Consider the following 14856-nt stretch of genomic DNA (forward strand, 5'->3'; position numbering starts at 1 on the left):
ATTGTCTCACGCGCTTCAGGGCAGACTTGAGCCCATGCGGGCAGTGATGGGCGTCGAGCGGTGGCCGGGAGTGGAGTCGGTTCGCGAGGTCGGACACATCGCGGCTGCGGCGTGGGGCGAGGCCTCCGATGGAACGCTCGAGGTGTTCGCCGTGGGCGACGGCGGCCCGCGCACTGCAGATGCGTTCCCGCCCGACCGCATGAGCGTCGGCGGCGTGCAGGCCGTCCCCACGCAGGCCGGACTCCTGCTGAGTCCCAAGGGAACCGACCAGCGGTGGAACCCGCAGCACCTCATGGCGGCCCTGCTCGGCCTCGCCGCGGCTGCCGATGAGGTGCCGGGGGCGGTCATCATCCCGCTCGGCGACGCGTCCCCAGCAGGCGACGCGATAGAGACGTGGGGAGCCGCGCCCGAAGCCACCCGCAAGCAGCTGCAGAGGCTCTCGCTGCGCGCGCTCGTGACGAGCGACCGACCTCTGCTTGGGTTCAACGGCATGAGCGCGTCGCTGCGCAACGGCCGCGAGACTGACCAGGCGATCGCGATCGCTTCCCAAGAGCAAGAGGCGAGGTGGCGCGAGATCAGCACCACGGGCGATGCGCTCTCGGCTCGGGGAACGCTGCTCGGGCCCAGCAGGCTCTCCGACGCTCCGGGTTCCGGTGCGGCCGGCGGCCTCGCGTACTGCCTTGCCGTGCTTGGAGCGACGATCACCAGGGCGTCGGACTACCTTGCGGACGCGGTGGGCCTCGCGGACGCCGTGGCGGGCGCCGACGTCGTGATCGCCGTCGGCGGCCCGCTCACCCCGGCGACGCTCGACCACGGGTTGGCGACCGCGGCGGCCAAACTCGCCGCTCGCCACGCCCTCCCGGCCGTAGCGATCACGACTGACCTCAGCGTCGGCCGCCGCGACGTCATGGCCGCGGGCCTCAGCGGCACGCACGAAGGCGAGCCGGGAGCGTCGGGCCTCGCCGACGTGGTGGGGCGCGTGGCGCAAACCTGGGCCCCGCGCCGCTAACAAGCCGCAGCGCTAGCGCCCGCCCTCCCGACGTCTCAACCGCTCACAGGCATGTTGAGCGTTCACGCACCCGGCAAACCCCCGCTGGGCGGTTGAGACTTTGGTGGTGGCGCGCGCATGGGACTAAAGGAACTAGGGAATATCGCGAGCGCGTCGTACGCTGGTATCCACGGACGCGACAGAAGGGAGCCGCCAATGACGGACACTGCAATCAAGACTGAGGCCCACGGGGTGGTCATTACTGACGCCGCCGCGGCCAAGGTGAAGAGCCTGCTTGAGCAGGAGGGCCGCGACGACCTTCGTCTGCGCCTCGCGGTGCAGCCTGGCGGCTGCTCCGGCCTTATCTACCAGCTGTACTTCGACGAGCGCACCCTGGATGGGGATGCGATCCGCGACTTCGACGGTGTCGGGGTTGTTGTTGACAAGATGTCCGTCCCGTACCTCGACGGAGCAACGATCGACTTCGCGGACACGATCGAGAAGCAGGGCTTCACGATCGACAACCCCAACGCGTCCAGCTCGTGCGCGTGCGGCGACTCGTTCAGCTAGAGAACTCTTTACCGGAGACGGACGGTGAGGGCGAAAGCCCCGCCGTCCGTTTCTGTTTGTTCAATGCGCGTTTCCCCAACGAACTCATTGCCCGTCATTCGCGCCCAGGCCGGCACGTCGGTGCGTGCGGCGACGTCGGTGCATTCGACCGTCAACTCGTCGCCTGGCGCCGCGCCCGCGGCGGCCTTCGCAAGCTCGATGATCGGCAGCGGGCACAGCAGCCCGCGCGCGTCGATCGTGAGCTCAGCCAAGTGAGGGCGCTCCAGAGGACCGCTGCAGTTCAGGGATGACGCGCTCCGCGACCGCGACGAAGCGGTCGATGTCGTCGCTGGTAATGCCCGGATGGAGCGCCACGCGCACATTGCCATGCGTAAGCGCGCCGATCGCGGCGAGGACCCGCGACGGCTCAAGCGAACTCGTCGTGCACGCGGAGCCCGAGCCCACAGCGAAGCCCTCGCGGTCCAGCCGCGTGAGGAGCGCCTCGCCGTCAACGTAGAGGCAGCTGAAGGTGACGACATGAGGCAGGCGATGCTCCGGATCGCCGACGACCTCAACGCCCGCCAGGTTCGCCATGCGCTCGCGCACGACGTCGAGGAGCGCAGCGAGCCGCGTGGCCTCCTGGTCAGCGTTCTCGAGCCGCTCCTGCAGGGCGACCGCCGCCGCGAGAGCGAGGGGCACGCTGACGCCGCCGGGAGCCCAGTCGTCGCCCTCCGGCCACGTGGGCAGCCAGCGGGTGCCAGGGCGCAAGGCCACAACACCAAGGCCCGACGGCCCGCCCCAGTCCGCTGGATTGGCCACCAGTGCGTCCCACGCCTCGGGCGCGGCGATGTGCCCGACGGAGCTGGTCGCGTCCACCACGAGCGGCACGCCTCGCTCCGAGGTCAGCGCGAAGACGGCGCCGAGGTCCTGCACGGTCCCCAGCTCGTGGTTCGCGTGCTGCACGGCCGCGAGCGCAATCGCCGGATCCGTGAGGGCCGACGCGAGAGCGTCGAGGTCGACTCGGCCGAGGGAGTCAACCCCGACCTCGCGGGGGTCTCGACCGGCGGCGAATGCGGCGGCGTGCAGCGTGGCATCGCGCTCGACCGCGCTGACGAGCACCTCGTCACGACCGCGGCGCGCGGTGAAGATGCCCGCGATGACCCGTTCGAGGCCGAACACCGCGCTCGGGGTGAAGCGGACGTCGGACGGCTGCGCGCCAAGAGCGTCGGCGACGGCCTCACGGGAGCCCTCGAGGAGCGCCCTGGCGCGCCGCGACTCGCTGGACAGCCGCGCGGGGTCCGCCCACCCGTCGGCCAGGCCGGCGAGAAGCGCCTCCCGAGCGCGATCGCTCATGGGTGCGGAGCCGCCTGCGTCGAGATAGGTGCGAGGCGCTGACATGCCTTCACGGTATCGCGCGATAGACTGACCGCGTGTCCAACAGCTCCCGTTCGCGCGCACCCAAAATGGCCCTTGCCGGGCTCGGTGTCGCGCTAGCCGTAGGCCTTCTAGCAGGCTGTTCAACCGGAATCGAGAATGGCGCACTGCCGTCGACTCCAGAGATCACCAACCAGACAGGGACGATCATTCACCTGTGGAACGGGTCGTGGATCGCGGCCCTGACGGTGGGCGCGATCACGTGGGGTCTGATGCTGTGGTGCGTCGCGGTGTATCGCAAGCGAAAGGGCGACAACAAACTGCCGCCGCAGAACCGCGCGCACCTGCCGCTCGAGCTCATGTACACCGCGATCCCGCTCGTCATGATCGCGGTGCTGTTCCGCTTCACCGCGTCGGACATCGCGGAGATTCGCGACGTATCGCAGAAGCCCGACTACACGATCGAGGCCATCGGCAAGCAGTGGAGCTGGGACTTCAACTACACGGACGAGAACACCTACACCGCCGGCGTCCAGGCGAGCCTCACCGGCAAGGAGGGCGTCGAGGAGACTCTGCCCACCCTGTACCTCCCGGTGAACAAGCGCATCGAGTTCCACATCATGGCTCGTGATGTCATCCACTCGTTCTGGATTCCCGCGTTCCTCTACAAGGAGGACGCGATTCCCGGCCACCCCAATGACTTCCAGGTGATCCCCACCAAGGAGGGCACCTACAAGGGCAAGTGCGCGGAGTTGTGCGGCGAGTATCACGCCTCCATGCTGTTCAACGTGAAGGTCGTCTCCCAAGAGGAGTTCGACGAGCACATGCAGTGGCTGCGGGACAACGGCTTCGAGGGCCAGCTCGGGATCGAGTACAGCCGTGACCAGGTGGTGCACATCACCGAAGAGAACGCCGAGGAGGGCAACTGATGGCGACCGTCGCGTATGAGGCCGACGCCCCGGGCACCTTGGCGCCGGCAGTCCCCATTGCGCCGCGCAAGCAGGGCTCGATTGTCGTGAACTGGATCACGTCAACCGATCACAAGGTGATCGGCAAGCTGTACCTGATCACGTCGTTCTTCTTCTTCGTCGTCGGCGGTCTGCTCGCGCTGCTCATCCGCGCCGAGCTCTTCGAGCCCGGCATGCAGGTTGTGCAGTCGGCCGAGCAGTACAACCAGCTGTTCACGATGCACGGCACGATCATGCTGCTGCTGTTCGCCACGCCGCTCTTCGCGGGCTTCGCGAACGTGATCATGCCGCTGCAGATCGGCTCGCCCGACGTCGCGTTCCCGCGGCTCAACATGCTCGCGTACTGGTTCTACCTGTTCGGCGGCGTCATCGCCATGGCCGGCTTCTTCACGCCGCAGGGCGCGGCATCGTTCGGCTGGTTCGCGTACGCGCCGCTGTCGAACGCGATCTACTCGCCGTCGCTCGGCGGCGACCTGTGGGTCTTCGGCCTCGCGCTCGCGGGCTTCGGCACCATCCTCGGTGCGGTGAACTTCATCACCACGATCGTCACCATGCGAGCCCCCGGAATGACGATGTTCCGCATGCCGATCTTCACGTGGAACATCCTCGTGACGTCGATGCTCGTGCTCATCGCGTTCCCGCCGCTCGCCGCCGCGCTCCTCGCGCTCGGCTCGGACCGGCAGCTGCACTCGCAGGTGTTCAACCCGGACAACGGCGGTGCCGTGCTCTGGCAGCACCTGTTCTGGTTCTTCGGCCACCCAGAGGTGTACATCATCGCCCTGCCGTTCTTCGGCATCATCACGGAGATCATCCCCGTGTTCTCGCGCAAGCCGCTGTTCGGTTACACCGGCATGGTCTACGCGACCATCTCGATCGCGGCCCTGTCCGTGACCGTGTGGGCGCACCACATGTACGTGACCGGCGCGGTGCTACTGCCGTTCTTCGCGTTCATGACGATGCTCATCGCCGTCCCAACGGGCGTGAAGTTCTTCAACTGGATCGGCACCATGTGGAGAGGCAAGCTCTCCTTCGAGACGCCGATGCTGTGGTCCATCGGCTTCCTAGTGACGTTCCTCTTCGGCGGTCTCACGGGCATCATCCTGGCCTCCCCGCCGCTCGACTTCGCGCTGTCCGACTCCTACTTCGTGGTGGCGCACTTCCACTACGTGGTGTTCGGCACCGTGGTGTTCGCGATGTTCGCCGGCTTCTACTTCTGGTGGCCCAAGTTCACGGGCAGGATGCTCAACGAGCGCCTCGGCAAGCTGCACTTCTGGCTTCTCTTCATCGGCTTCCACACCACGTTCCTCATCCAGCACTGGGTGGGCGTTGCCGGCATGGCCCGACGCTATGTTGACTACCTGCCCGAGGACGGCTTCACGTGGATGAACCAAGTCTCCACCGCTGGTGCGTTCCTGCTCGCGCTGTCCACGCTCCCGTTCCTGTGGAACGTCTACATCACCCAGCGTCGGGCTCCCAAGGTGGAGGTCGATGACCCCTGGGGCTTCAGCAACTCGCTCGAGTGGGTCACCTCGTGCCCGCCGGCGCGCCACAACTTCACGTCCATTCCGCGGATCCGCTCGGAGCGCCCGGCGTTCGACTTGCACTTCCCGGAGGCCGCCGCCATCGACCACGCGGCTTCGCATCACGAACCGGTCGTCGACGACGCCGAGGTGGAGACCGACGACGCAGCCGAGCGTAAGGGGCACTAGACCGTGAACCGCGAATCGAACCTGTTCCTGCTCCCGGCGTTCTTCTTCTTCGTCTCCGGGATCGTCTATGGCTTCGTCACCCACTTCGACGAGCTCGTCGGGTTCCCGGCGATCATGCTCACGGGCGGCATGTTCCTCATGGTCGGCATCTACTTCCGGATGCTCGCGAAGCGCCACGGAAAGCGTCCAGAGGATCGCAACGACGGCGAGATCGCGGAGCAGTCCGGCGACCAGGGGATCTTCGCTCCGTGGTCGTGGTGGCCGCTGGTGCTTGGCCTCGCAGCCATGCTGAGCTTTGCCGCGCTGGCGATCGGGTGGTGGATCATGGCTCCGGCCCTCGTGCTCGGAGTCATCGGGCTCGTCGGCTGGGTCTTCGAGTTCTCGCGCGGCCAGCACGCCCACTAGGTCTGCTGTCTAGACCGACTCGGGTCCTGGGTTCGGCCCGGGGTCGGCACCGCGCTCGACGTTGCCCAACTGCGCTAGTGGTGATCTCGCGTAGTTGGCAGCGCTGCAACTGCGCGAAATCACCATTTCAGGCGGGGTCCGACGCCGGTGAGACTTCCTGGGGGTACCTGAGTGTTGCCTCGCGGGATCGGCACCCAGGTACTCAAGGGGGCATCGGGTGAACGCGCTTGGGACGCGAAAGGGGCCCCCAGCGGCTGCTGAAGGCCCCTCGTGGCGACTCGCGTCTACAGGTTGACGTGCTTCATGCCCTGCGCGTTGGCGAAGCGGTCCTGGACGTTCGCCCAGTTGACGACGTTCCACCACGCCTTGATGTAGTCGGCCTTCACGTTCTTGTACTGCAGGTAGAACGCGTGCTCCCACATGTCGAGCGTGAGGAGCGGGATGAGGCCGATCGGCACGTTGCCCTGCTGGTCGTAGAGCTGAACGATGAGCAGCTTGTTGGCGATCGTGTCCCACGCGAGGATCGACCACCCAGAGCCGAAGATCGTCATCGCGTTGTTCGTGAAGTGCGCCTGGAAGGCGTCGAACGATCCGAAGTCGTTGTCGATCGCGGACGCGAGGTCGCCCGTGGGCTTGTCGCCGCCGTCGGGGGAGAGGTTGGTCCAGAAGATCGAGTGGTTGGTGTGCCCACCGAGGTTGAACGCGAGCGCGCGCTCCACGCCGGCGACGGCGCCGAAGTTGCCGCTCTCGCGCGCCTCAGCCAGCTGGTCGAGCGCGGTGTTGGCGCCCGCCACATACGCGGCGTGGTGCTTCGAGTGGTGCAATTCCATGATCTCGCCAGCGATGTGCGGCGCGAGGGCGCCGTAGTCGTAGTCGAGGTCGGGAAGGCTGTAGACGGCCATTCTTTCCTCCATCGTTGTGCCCAGGCGGCTGCCTAGGCGGTTTCCGGGAACTCCTCGAGCCTAGCGAAACGCCAGACCCGACGTAGGCGACAACCCAGCCATGGCGTCGGGCATTCCAGCCCGGAACCGGCGGCTAGTGGTGAGCGTGGTGCTGTGCCTCTTCGTACTCGGCAGGCGACACGGGCTGGATGCGCTGCTCGAAGTAGAAGCGAGACAGGCGCTGCTTGAAGCGATCCCACTTGAAGCCCTTGCGGCGCACGCCACGCGCGTTGAACTCGTCCCCGATCTCGAGGGGCGCGATGTCGGCGTACGAGACCCGCAGCCAGACCTGCTGGGCGGTGAGCGGCTCGTGCACCTCGATGTACTCGCCGTGCTCGTGACGCACGATGCGGCCGGACTCGTGGCCGTGCAGCACGAGCTCACGGTCCTTGCGCTGCAGGCCGTAACAGATGCGCCGCGTGATGAGGAACGAGATGATCGGCAGCGCGAAGATGCCGATGCGGGTGACCTTCGTGATGTCGTTGAGCGACAGGTGGAAGAGGTTGGCGATGATGTCGTTCGAACCCTCAATGACGAGGATCACGTAGAACGAGACGAGCGCCACGCCGATGCCGGTGCGCACTGGTGCATTGCGCGGGCGGTCGAGCACGTGCCGCTCGCCGCGGTCGCCCGTTGCCCAGGCCTCGAGCCAGGGGTAGATCGCCAGGAACGTGAAGAAGATGCCGGGAAGGATCACGGCAGGGATCAGGATGTTCCACGACAGCGTGTAGCCCGCGATCACCCACTCCGTTGGGTGGCCCGCGATCCAGCCCGGCATCATGCGCAGGGCGCCGTCGATGAACAGGATGTACCAGTCGGGCTGCGTGCCGGCGGACACGGGGGAGGGGTCGTAGGGCCCGTAGTTCCACACCGGGTTGATGGTGAACAGGCCCGCAACGAGCGCGACGATGCCGAACACCACGAAGAAGAATCCACCGGCCTTGGCGGTGTACACGGGGAACAGCGGGAGGCCGACGACGTTGGTGTCCTTGCGGCCACCGCCGGGGTACTGCGTGTGCTTGTGCAGGAACACGAGGAACAGGTGGACGCCGATCAGGGCGAGGATGATGCCCGGCACGAGCAGGATGTGCGCGGTGAACATCCTGGGGATGAGGGCCTCGCCGGGGAACTCGCCGCCGAACAGCCAGTACGAGATGTACGTGCCGACGATCGGGATGGACTTGGTGACGCCGTCGATGATGCGGAGGCCGTTGCCGGAGAGGACGTCGTCGGGGAGCGAGTAGCCAGTGAAGCCCGCAGCGAGCGACATGATCATGAGCGTGAAGCCCACGAGCCAGTTGATCTCGCGCGGCTTGCGGAACGCGCCAGTGAAGAACACGCGCGCCATGTGCGTGACGATCGCGGCGGTGAACAGCAGCGCGGACCAGTGGTGCATCTGACGGATGAGCATGCCGCCGGGCACCTGGAAACTCGTGACGAGGGTGGACTCGAAGGCCTTCGACATGGTGACGCCATGCATCGTGGCGAACGTGCCCTCGTACGTCACGCTGTCCATCGACGGAACAAAGAACGCGGTGAGGAAGATGCCCGTGATGAGCAGCACGATGAACGAGTACAGCGCGATCTCGCCAAGCATGAAGGACCAGTGGTCGGGGAAGAGCTTGCGCGAGAAGAACTTGACGAAGCCGCCGATCGACGTGCGGTCGTCGACCCAGTTGGCGGTGCCCGCAGCGGCGGCGTTGACCTTGGCGCCCATTACGCGTCAGCCTCCTGGCTCGTCGAGGGGGATGGGGTGCTGCCTCCCTTGAGGCGGCCCCAGTACGAGGGGCCGACGGGCTCATGGAAGTCGCTCTGCGCGATGATGTAGCCCTCGTCGTCAACCGCGATGGGCAGCTGCGGCAAGGGGCGCTTCGCGGGACCGAAGATCACCTTTGCGCCGTTGGCCACGTCGAAGGTCGACTGGTGGCACGGGCACAGCAGGTGGTGCGTCTGCTGCTCGTACAGCGCCACCGGGCAGCCGACATGGGTGCAGATCTTCGAGTACGCGATGATGCCGTCGAACGACCAGTCCTCCTTGCCCTCCTGCACGTTCAGGTCGCGGGGATCCATGCGGATCAGCAGGACGACGGCCTTGGCCTTCTCCTCGAGCTTGCCGTGCTCAAGGTCGTTGAGGCCTTCGGGGATCACATGGAACACGGAGCCGATCGTGACGTCGGCCGCCTTGATGGGGGTGCCGTCGGGGTCGCGGGCCAGCCGCGTGCCCTTGGCCCACATCGTGTGACGGAGCTTCGACACGTTCCAGTCGCCGCCCATGTTGCCGATCTGCGGCACGAGGATGGCGAGCGGCGCGATGGCCACCGCGGTGATGAGCGATCCCTTGAGCAGTGTGCGACGGCTCGTGGTCAGGCCAGAGTCCTCCGCGCCATCCTTGAGGTACTGGACTGCGATCTCGCGGTTCTCGTCTGAGGTGCGGAGCGCGTGGCGCTCCTCAACCATCTCGTGGTCACGCATGAGCGTGCGCGCCCAGTGAATCGCGCCGAGGCCGATGCCGAGCATCGCGAAGCACAGGCTGATGCCGAGCAGGATGTTGACGAGGCGGATGGACGCGACCTCTTCGGTCTGGTCCTGCACGAAGTACACGACGAGCGCGGCGATCGTGCCGAGGATAGAGATCCCGAAGAGCGCCGCGGTCTGGCGCTCAGCGCGCTTGGCCGCCTTGGGATCGACGTCCGCTCTGCGGGGACGGTGCGGCGGAAGCCCAGGGTTGATCCACTCGCCGTCCGCGTGCACCGCGGACTGTTCGTGCTGCTTCTCGTCGGTACTCATGAGGCGCGGGCTCCCACGTAGACGGTGCTTCCGATGATCAGGCCGAGGGCGACAAGCCAGCCCCAGAAGCCTTCGGCGACAGGGCCGATGCTCCCGAGCTTCAGGCCGCCGGGAGAGCCCTGCTTCTGGAAGTCGAGGTAGGCGATGATGTTGCGCTTGTTCTCCGGAGTGATGTTCGCGTCGTTGAACACGGGCATCGACTGCGGGCCCACAAGCATGGCCTCATAGATGTGGGTGTTGGAGGTGCTCCACAGGTTGGGTGCGAACTTGCCCTGGGTGAGCGCGCCGCCACCACCGATGGATCCGTGGCACATCGCGCAGTTGGTGCGGAAGATCTCCATGCCGACTGCGGGATCGCCGAGTGCGGGGTCCACCATGTCGGCAGTGGGGATCGCGGGGCCTTCCCCAAGGCTCGCGACGTACGCGGCGAGCTGCGAGATCTCCGTGTCGCCGAACTGGACCGGCTTCTCCTGGACCTGCGGGCCGGACTGCTGCGCAGGCATGCGGCCCGTGCCCACTTGGAAGTCCACGGCCGCGGCGCCGACGCCGATGAGGGAGGGCGCGACGCCCTCTGTGCCCTGCGCGTCCATGCCGTGACACGTGGCGCAGTTTGCCGCGAACAGCTTCTGGCCCTCGGCGATGTCATCAGCGGACGCGGTGGACGCCTCGGCGGGGGAGCCGTTCGCGGCGAATCCGACCGCGGTGAGCAGCGCAAGGAGGATGAGAACGAGGAGGACGGGGGCCGACTTGCTGTAGCGCCGGCGAGCGAGGGCGTTCATCAGTCTCCCTTACTTGATCAGGTAGATCACGGTGAAGAGCGCGATCCAGACGACGTCGACGAAGTGCCAGTAGTACGACACCACGATGGTGGTGGTGGCCTCGTGGACCCCGTACTTCTTGGCCATGAACTGGCGGCCGAGCACGAACAGCATGGCGATGAGTCCGCCGAGCACGTGGAGACCGTGGAAGCCAGTGGTGAGGTAGAACACGGAGCCGTAGGGGCTCGAGGAGATTGTCAGCCCCCTCCTGAATGAGACCCGCGTACTCGTACACCTGACCGGCGATGAAGACAGAACCCATGATGTAGGTGAGGACCCACCACTCCTGGGCGCCCCATCCGCGGAAGTTGAAGATGGAGCCGGTGCGCTTTGCCTGGTAGCGCTCCGCCGCCCACACGCCGGCCTGCGCGGTGAACGACGACAGCACCAGGACAGTGGTGTTGGCGGCCGCGAAGGGCACGTTGAGGTGCGGCGTCCACTTCTCCCACTCATCGGGGACCTGGGCGCGAAGCGTGAAGTACATGGCGAAGAGTCCGGCGAAGAACATCAACTCGGAGCTCAGCCACACGATCGTGCCGACGGCGACCTGGTTCGGTCGCGTGGCATGGATCGGCGAAGGGACGGCCGTTGCCTGGGACATAGGTCCCATTATTGCGTACGAGTGCCCTGGTGTGCGCCATTGTCCGACGCTCGGGCGAGCCTCTGATCTGACGTCGCCGACGCCGGTGCTTGGGGCATGCGAGAATGGCCCGCATGAGCGAATTGGCGACGCATGAAACGGCCGCTCCTGCACTCAAGGCCGCGCGGATTCTTGTCTACAGCGACGACCTCCATGTGCGCGAGAACGTCCGCTTCGCCGTCGGTGCGACCACCCACGGTCACCCCGTGGAGTGGACGGAGGCCGCGACTGACGCGGCGGTGACGTCAGCACTCGACTCCAAGACATTCGACCTCGTGATCCTCGACGGAGAGGCGGCGAAGTCGGGTGGCATGGGTATCTGCCGGCAGATGAAGGCGGAGCTGTACAACTGCCCGCCCGTGCTGCTCCTCGTCGGGCGTCCCGGCGACGCATGGCTTGCCACCTGGTCGGAGGCCGACGCTGCGGTGGCACACCCGCTCGACCCGTTCGTCGTGCGCGAGGCCGTGGACGAGTTCTTCGCGCCGACAACGGCAGCCTGACGCCATGGCGACGCTCCAGGAGCTCCTGTCGCGCCTCGTCGAGCATGACGACCTGACCGCGGAGGAGACCGCGGCGGTGATGGATCAGGTGCTCACCGACAACGCGTCACCGGTGGTGATGGGGGCGTTCCTCGCAGCCCTGCGCGTGAAGCGTGAGACCCCTGAGGAGGTCTCCGGCCTTGCGGCCGCGATGCTCAGCCACGCCATCCGCATCGAGGTGCCGGGCCGCACGGTCGACATCGTCGGCACCGGCGGCGATGGCTTCAACACCGTGAACATCACCACGATGGCCGCGCTCGTGACCGCTGGCGCGGGCCTCACGGTCGTCAAGCACGGCAATAGGGGCGCGACGTCGCTCTCGGGCTCCGCGGACGTGCTGGCCGAGTTGGGGGTGCGCCTGGATCTTCCCCCTGAGCGGGTTGCCGAGCTGGCGACGGAGGTGGGCATCACCTTCTGTTTCGCGCAGGTGTTCCATCCCGCGATGCGGCATGCCATGCCGATCCGCAAGGAGATCGGCATCCCGACGACGCTGAACATCCTGGGGCCGTTGACCAACCCCGCGCAGCCCCAGGCGAGCGCTATCGGCTCCTCAAGTCTTCGCGTGTCGCCGGTGCTCGCCGGCGTGCTGGCGCAGCAGGGGCGCGAGGGTCTCGTGTTCCACAGCGACGATGGGCTCGATGAGCTCTCGGCGACGGCGGCGGCCTCTGTATGGGAGGTGCGAGGGGACGGCGTGACCGAGCTGCGCCTGGACCCAAGCGCGGACCTGGGCCTCGCGCGCATCACTATCGACGACATCCGCGGTGGCGACGCGGCGGCAAACGCGCAGGTGGTTCGCGAGGTTCTGGCCGGCCGCGGGGGAGCTGCGCGAGAGACCGTGCTGCTCAATGCGGCGGCCGCAATCGTCGCGGACGGCACCCTCCAGGGCACGGCGAGCGGCACGATCGTGGAGCGCTTCGAGGCCGCACTTGAGCACGCAGCGGTGTCTGTCGAATCGGGTGCCGCGGCAGCCGCGCTCGACCGCTGGGTCGCGGCCTCCGCCGCCTGACCTCTCAGTCGAAACGTATCGAAGTCCCTGGTAACACGCGTATTTGCGTTCCGGTTTGACGAAAACGACTTTCGCACCTACGGTTCCCGACATCGTTATCGAAATCGTTATCGATGTGTGAATCGATCAACGCTTTAGGTGACGCAAGACCGGCGCAAGTCGCCGCGCACACTGGAGTGCGCGAGTGGCCCGCCCGTGTGCGCAAAGGAGCGTTCATGTCTAGGACCAAGGCGTTGGCGGCCTTTTCGGGCCTCGTCGGAATGATCGCGGCGGTATTCGTCGCGTTGCCGTCTCAGGCGGCTCCGGCTCCGGGCTCCACCACGATCAACTTTGAGGATTCGACGCTGGGTGGGTGGCAGCAGAATGGCTCGCCGACGTTGGCGTATGTTGCTGACCCGGATGACGCTGCGAACACGGTGTTGAGTGTGTCTGGTCGCACGTCTGGCTACTTCGGCATCCAGTCTGCGGTTGGCGCGTTCCAGGAGGGCGTGGAGTACACGGTGTCCGCGAAGGTGCGCACCAGCGGCACGAGCGGTGCTGCGCACTTCACCTACAACGAGCCTGGCGCGTCGAATGAGTACGCGTGGGTCGGCAACACGGCCACGGGCACGGCGAGTGAGTGGCAGGTCGTCACGGGCACGTTCACGCCGGGTGCGGGAGCGAGCTCAGCGAAGCTGTATATCGAGGTCGAGGGTCTGCTCGACTACCTCATCGACGACATCACGATCACGGGAAGCGTCGCCGACACCTGCGACGCCGACTTCTCGATCAACTTTGAGGATTCGACGCTGGGTGGGTGGCAGCAGAATGGCTCGCCGACGTTGGCGTATGTTGCTGACCCGGATGACGCTGCGAACACGGTGTTGAGTGTGTCTGGTCGCACGTCTGGCTACTTCGGCATCCAGTCTGCGGTTGGCGCGTTCCAGGAGGGCGTGGAGTACACGGTGTCCGCGAAGGTGCGCACCAGCGGCACGAGCGGTGCTGCGCACTTCACCTACAACGAGCCTGGCGCGTCGAATGAGTACGCGTGGGTCGGCAACACGGCCACGGGCACGGCGAGTGAGTGGCAGGTCGTCACGGGCACGTTCACGCCGGGTGCGGGAGCGAGCTCAGCGAAGCTGTATATCGAGGTCGAGGGTCTGCTCGACTACCTCATCGACGACATCACCGTCGCTCACCCGTGCGACGGCACCGGTGAGCCCGAGCCGTGCGTGCCGACGGCGCAGACACAGACAAGCCTCGACTTCACCGACGAGACGCTCGGCGCATGGCAGCAGAATGGCTCGCCGACGTTGGCGTATGTTGCTGACCCGGACGACGCTGCGAACACGGTGTTGAGTGTGTCTGGTCGCACGTCTGGCTACTTCGGCATCCAGTCTCCGGTTGGCGCGTTCCAGGAGGGCGTGGAGTACACCGTGTCCGCGAAGGTGCGCACCAGCGGCACGAGCGGTGCTGCGCACTTCACCTACAACGAGCCTGGCGCGTCGAATGAGTACGCGTGGGTCGGCAACACGGCCACGGGCACGGCGAGTGAGTGGCAGGTCGTCACGGGCACGTTCACGCCGGGTGCGGGAGCGAGCTCAGCGAAGCTGTATATCGAGGTCGAGGGTCTGCTCGACTACCTCATCGACGACGTCACGGTCACCTACCTGGGCGGATGCGACGAGACCACGGGACCGCCTGCCGGAACCGTGTTGATCAACGCCGACTTCGAGGACGGACTGCAGGGCTGGGTCGCTCGCGAGGCGTCGGCAGGGCCGCACACCGTCGGCGTCACCACCACAGACAAGCACGGCGGAGCGCAGTCGGCGCTCGTCTCCGACCGCACCTCTCAGGGCAGCGGGCTCGGAATCAACGTCGACGGCGTGCTCGAGCCTGGAGTCCAGTACGAGCTGACCGCGTGGGCCAAGTTCGCTGGCACTCCGACCGCGAACCTCGTGTTCACCGCGCAGACCGGCGAGTCCACGTTCACGACTCTCAAGACCTTCACGGGCTTGACGGCGGACGGATGGACGCAGCTCAACACCAAGTTCACGATCGCCTCCGGCGATAGGGCGTTCATCTACTTCGAGACGCCGTGGTCGTCTTCGGACGCGATCGGCAACACCACGCCGTTCATGCTCGACGACATC

13 protein-coding genes and 2 pseudogenes are annotated in these 14856 nt (G+C 66.4%); 8 read left to right on the forward strand and 7 right to left on the reverse strand.

Features of this window, described 5'->3' with window-relative positions; all coding sequences use genetic code 11:
• Nucleotides 1–34 precede the first annotated feature (34 nt).
• Nucleotides 35–1009: a glycerate kinase gene (locus NVV57_11210; protein ID MCR6713215.1), complete on the forward strand. Its 975-nt coding sequence runs from the start codon at nt 35–37 to the stop codon at nt 1007–1009.
• A 195-nt stretch (nt 1010–1204) separates the two neighbouring features.
• Nucleotides 1205–1558 carry an iron-sulfur cluster insertion protein ErpA gene (gene erpA, locus NVV57_11215; protein ID MCR6713216.1) on the forward strand — a complete coding sequence of 118 codons (354 nt, stop codon included), beginning with the start codon at nt 1205–1207 and terminating at the stop codon, nt 1556–1558.
• An 8-nt stretch (nt 1559–1566) separates the two neighbouring features.
• Here the strand turns inward: erpA and NVV57_11220 are convergent, their stop codons facing one another.
• Nucleotides 1567–1809 (reverse strand): sulfurtransferase TusA family protein, encoded by a 243-nt coding sequence (locus tag NVV57_11220; GenBank protein MCR6713217.1) that lies wholly within the window; start codon nt 1807–1809, stop codon nt 1567–1569.
• Nucleotides 1802–2935: an aminotransferase class V-fold PLP-dependent enzyme gene (locus tag NVV57_11225; protein MCR6713218.1), complete on the reverse strand. Its 1134-nt coding sequence runs from the start codon at nt 2933–2935 to the stop codon at nt 1802–1804. Before NVV57_11225 ends, NVV57_11220 begins: the two co-directional genes overlap by 8 nt.
• A gap of 32 nt (nt 2936–2967) precedes the next feature.
• On the opposite strand from NVV57_11225, the gene coxB reads away from it, so the two are divergent.
• Genes coxB through NVV57_11240 form a run of 3 tightly spaced genes read left to right on the forward strand, consistent with a single transcriptional unit; the run spans nt 2968 to nt 5993 of the window.
• Nucleotides 2968–3840 (forward strand): cytochrome c oxidase subunit II, encoded by an 873-nt coding sequence (gene coxB, locus NVV57_11230; protein MCR6713219.1) that lies wholly within the window; start codon nt 2968–2970, stop codon nt 3838–3840.
• Nucleotides 3840–5588, forward strand: coding sequence for a cytochrome c oxidase subunit I (gene ctaD / locus NVV57_11235; protein MCR6713220.1), 1749 nt, complete (start codon nt 3840–3842; stop codon nt 5586–5588). The genes coxB and ctaD overlap by 1 nt, the downstream gene beginning before the upstream one ends.
• A gap of 3 nt (nt 5589–5591) precedes the next feature.
• A complete protein-coding gene (locus tag NVV57_11240) occupies nt 5592–5993 on the forward strand; it encodes a cytochrome c oxidase subunit 4 (protein MCR6713221.1) in 402 nt (133 codons plus the stop codon).
• Between the two features lie 284 nt (nt 5994–6277).
• On the opposite strand, the gene NVV57_11245 is transcribed toward NVV57_11240, so the two are convergent.
• The 5 genes and pseudogenes from NVV57_11245 to NVV57_11265 all read right to left on the reverse strand — a co-directional run bounded on the left by NVV57_11245 (nt 6278) and on the right by NVV57_11265 (nt 11140).
• On the reverse strand, nt 6278–6895 hold the full coding sequence (locus NVV57_11245; protein ID MCR6713222.1) for a superoxide dismutase: 618 nt from the start codon (nt 6893–6895) through the stop codon (nt 6278–6280).
• A 133-nt stretch (nt 6896–7028) separates the two neighbouring features.
• On the reverse strand, nt 7029–8651 hold the full coding sequence (locus NVV57_11250) for a cytochrome bc complex cytochrome b subunit (protein MCR6713223.1): 1623 nt from the start codon (nt 8649–8651) through the stop codon (nt 7029–7031).
• Nucleotides 8651–9721, reverse strand: a complete 1071-nt coding sequence (locus tag NVV57_11255) for a ubiquinol-cytochrome c reductase iron-sulfur subunit (protein MCR6713224.1) — start codon at nt 9719–9721, stop codon at nt 8651–8653. Before NVV57_11255 ends, NVV57_11250 begins: the two co-directional genes overlap by 1 nt.
• Nucleotides 9718–10500 carry a c-type cytochrome gene (locus tag NVV57_11260; protein MCR6713225.1) on the reverse strand — a complete coding sequence of 261 codons (783 nt, stop codon included), beginning with the start codon at nt 10498–10500 and terminating at the stop codon, nt 9718–9720. Before NVV57_11260 ends, NVV57_11255 begins: the two co-directional genes overlap by 4 nt.
• A gap of 9 nt (nt 10501–10509) precedes the next feature.
• Nucleotides 10510–11140: pseudogene (locus NVV57_11265) on the reverse strand (heme-copper oxidase subunit III).
• 113 nt (nt 11141–11253) lie between these two features.
• Between NVV57_11265 and NVV57_11270 the strand changes: the two are divergent.
• The 3 genes and pseudogenes from NVV57_11270 (at nt 11254) to NVV57_11280 (ending at nt 14790) form a co-directional block, all read left to right on the forward strand.
• Nucleotides 11254–11679, forward strand: a complete 426-nt coding sequence (locus tag NVV57_11270) for a hypothetical protein (protein MCR6713226.1) — start codon at nt 11254–11256, stop codon at nt 11677–11679.
• A gap of 4 nt (nt 11680–11683) precedes the next feature.
• Complete coding sequence (gene trpD, locus NVV57_11275) at nt 11684–12724, forward strand: anthranilate phosphoribosyltransferase (protein ID MCR6713227.1); 1041 nt, start codon at nt 11684–11686, stop codon at nt 12722–12724.
• Between the two features lie 260 nt (nt 12725–12984).
• Nucleotides 12985–14790 (forward strand): annotated as a pseudogene (locus NVV57_11280) (carbohydrate binding domain-containing protein).
• Nucleotides 14791–14856: the final 66 nt, after the last annotated feature.

The sequence above is a fragment of the Demequina sp. genome (assembly GCA_024707205.1).
Classification (GTDB): Bacteria; Actinomycetota; Actinomycetes; order Actinomycetales; family Demequinaceae; genus Demequina.

Coding starts and splice junctions, on each gene's coding strand:
- NVV57_11210 (MCR6713215.1), top strand. CDS start 35: ATGCGGGCAGTGATGGGCGTCGAGCGGTGGCCGGGAGTGGAGTCGGTT.
- erpA (MCR6713216.1), top strand. CDS start 1,205: ATGACGGACACTGCAATCAAGACTGAGGCCCACGGGGTGGTCATTACT.
- NVV57_11225 (MCR6713218.1), bottom strand. CDS start 2,935: ATGTCAGCGCCTCGCACCTATCTCGACGCAGGCGGCTCCGCACCCATG.
- ctaD (MCR6713220.1), top strand. CDS start 3,840: ATGGCGACCGTCGCGTATGAGGCCGACGCCCCGGGCACCTTGGCGCCG.
- NVV57_11245 (MCR6713222.1), bottom strand. CDS start 6,895: ATGGCCGTCTACAGCCTTCCCGACCTCGACTACGACTACGGCGCCCTC.
- NVV57_11250 (MCR6713223.1), bottom strand. CDS start 8,651: ATGGGCGCCAAGGTCAACGCCGCCGCTGCGGGCACCGCCAACTGGGTC.
- NVV57_11255 (MCR6713224.1), bottom strand. CDS start 9,721: ATGAGTACCGACGAGAAGCAGCACGAACAGTCCGCGGTGCACGCGGAC.
- NVV57_11260 (MCR6713225.1), bottom strand. CDS start 10,500: ATGAACGCCCTCGCTCGCCGGCGCTACAGCAAGTCGGCCCCCGTCCTC.
- NVV57_11270 (MCR6713226.1), top strand. CDS start 11,254: ATGAGCGAATTGGCGACGCATGAAACGGCCGCTCCTGCACTCAAGGCC.
- trpD (MCR6713227.1), top strand. CDS start 11,684: ATGGCGACGCTCCAGGAGCTCCTGTCGCGCCTCGTCGAGCATGACGAC.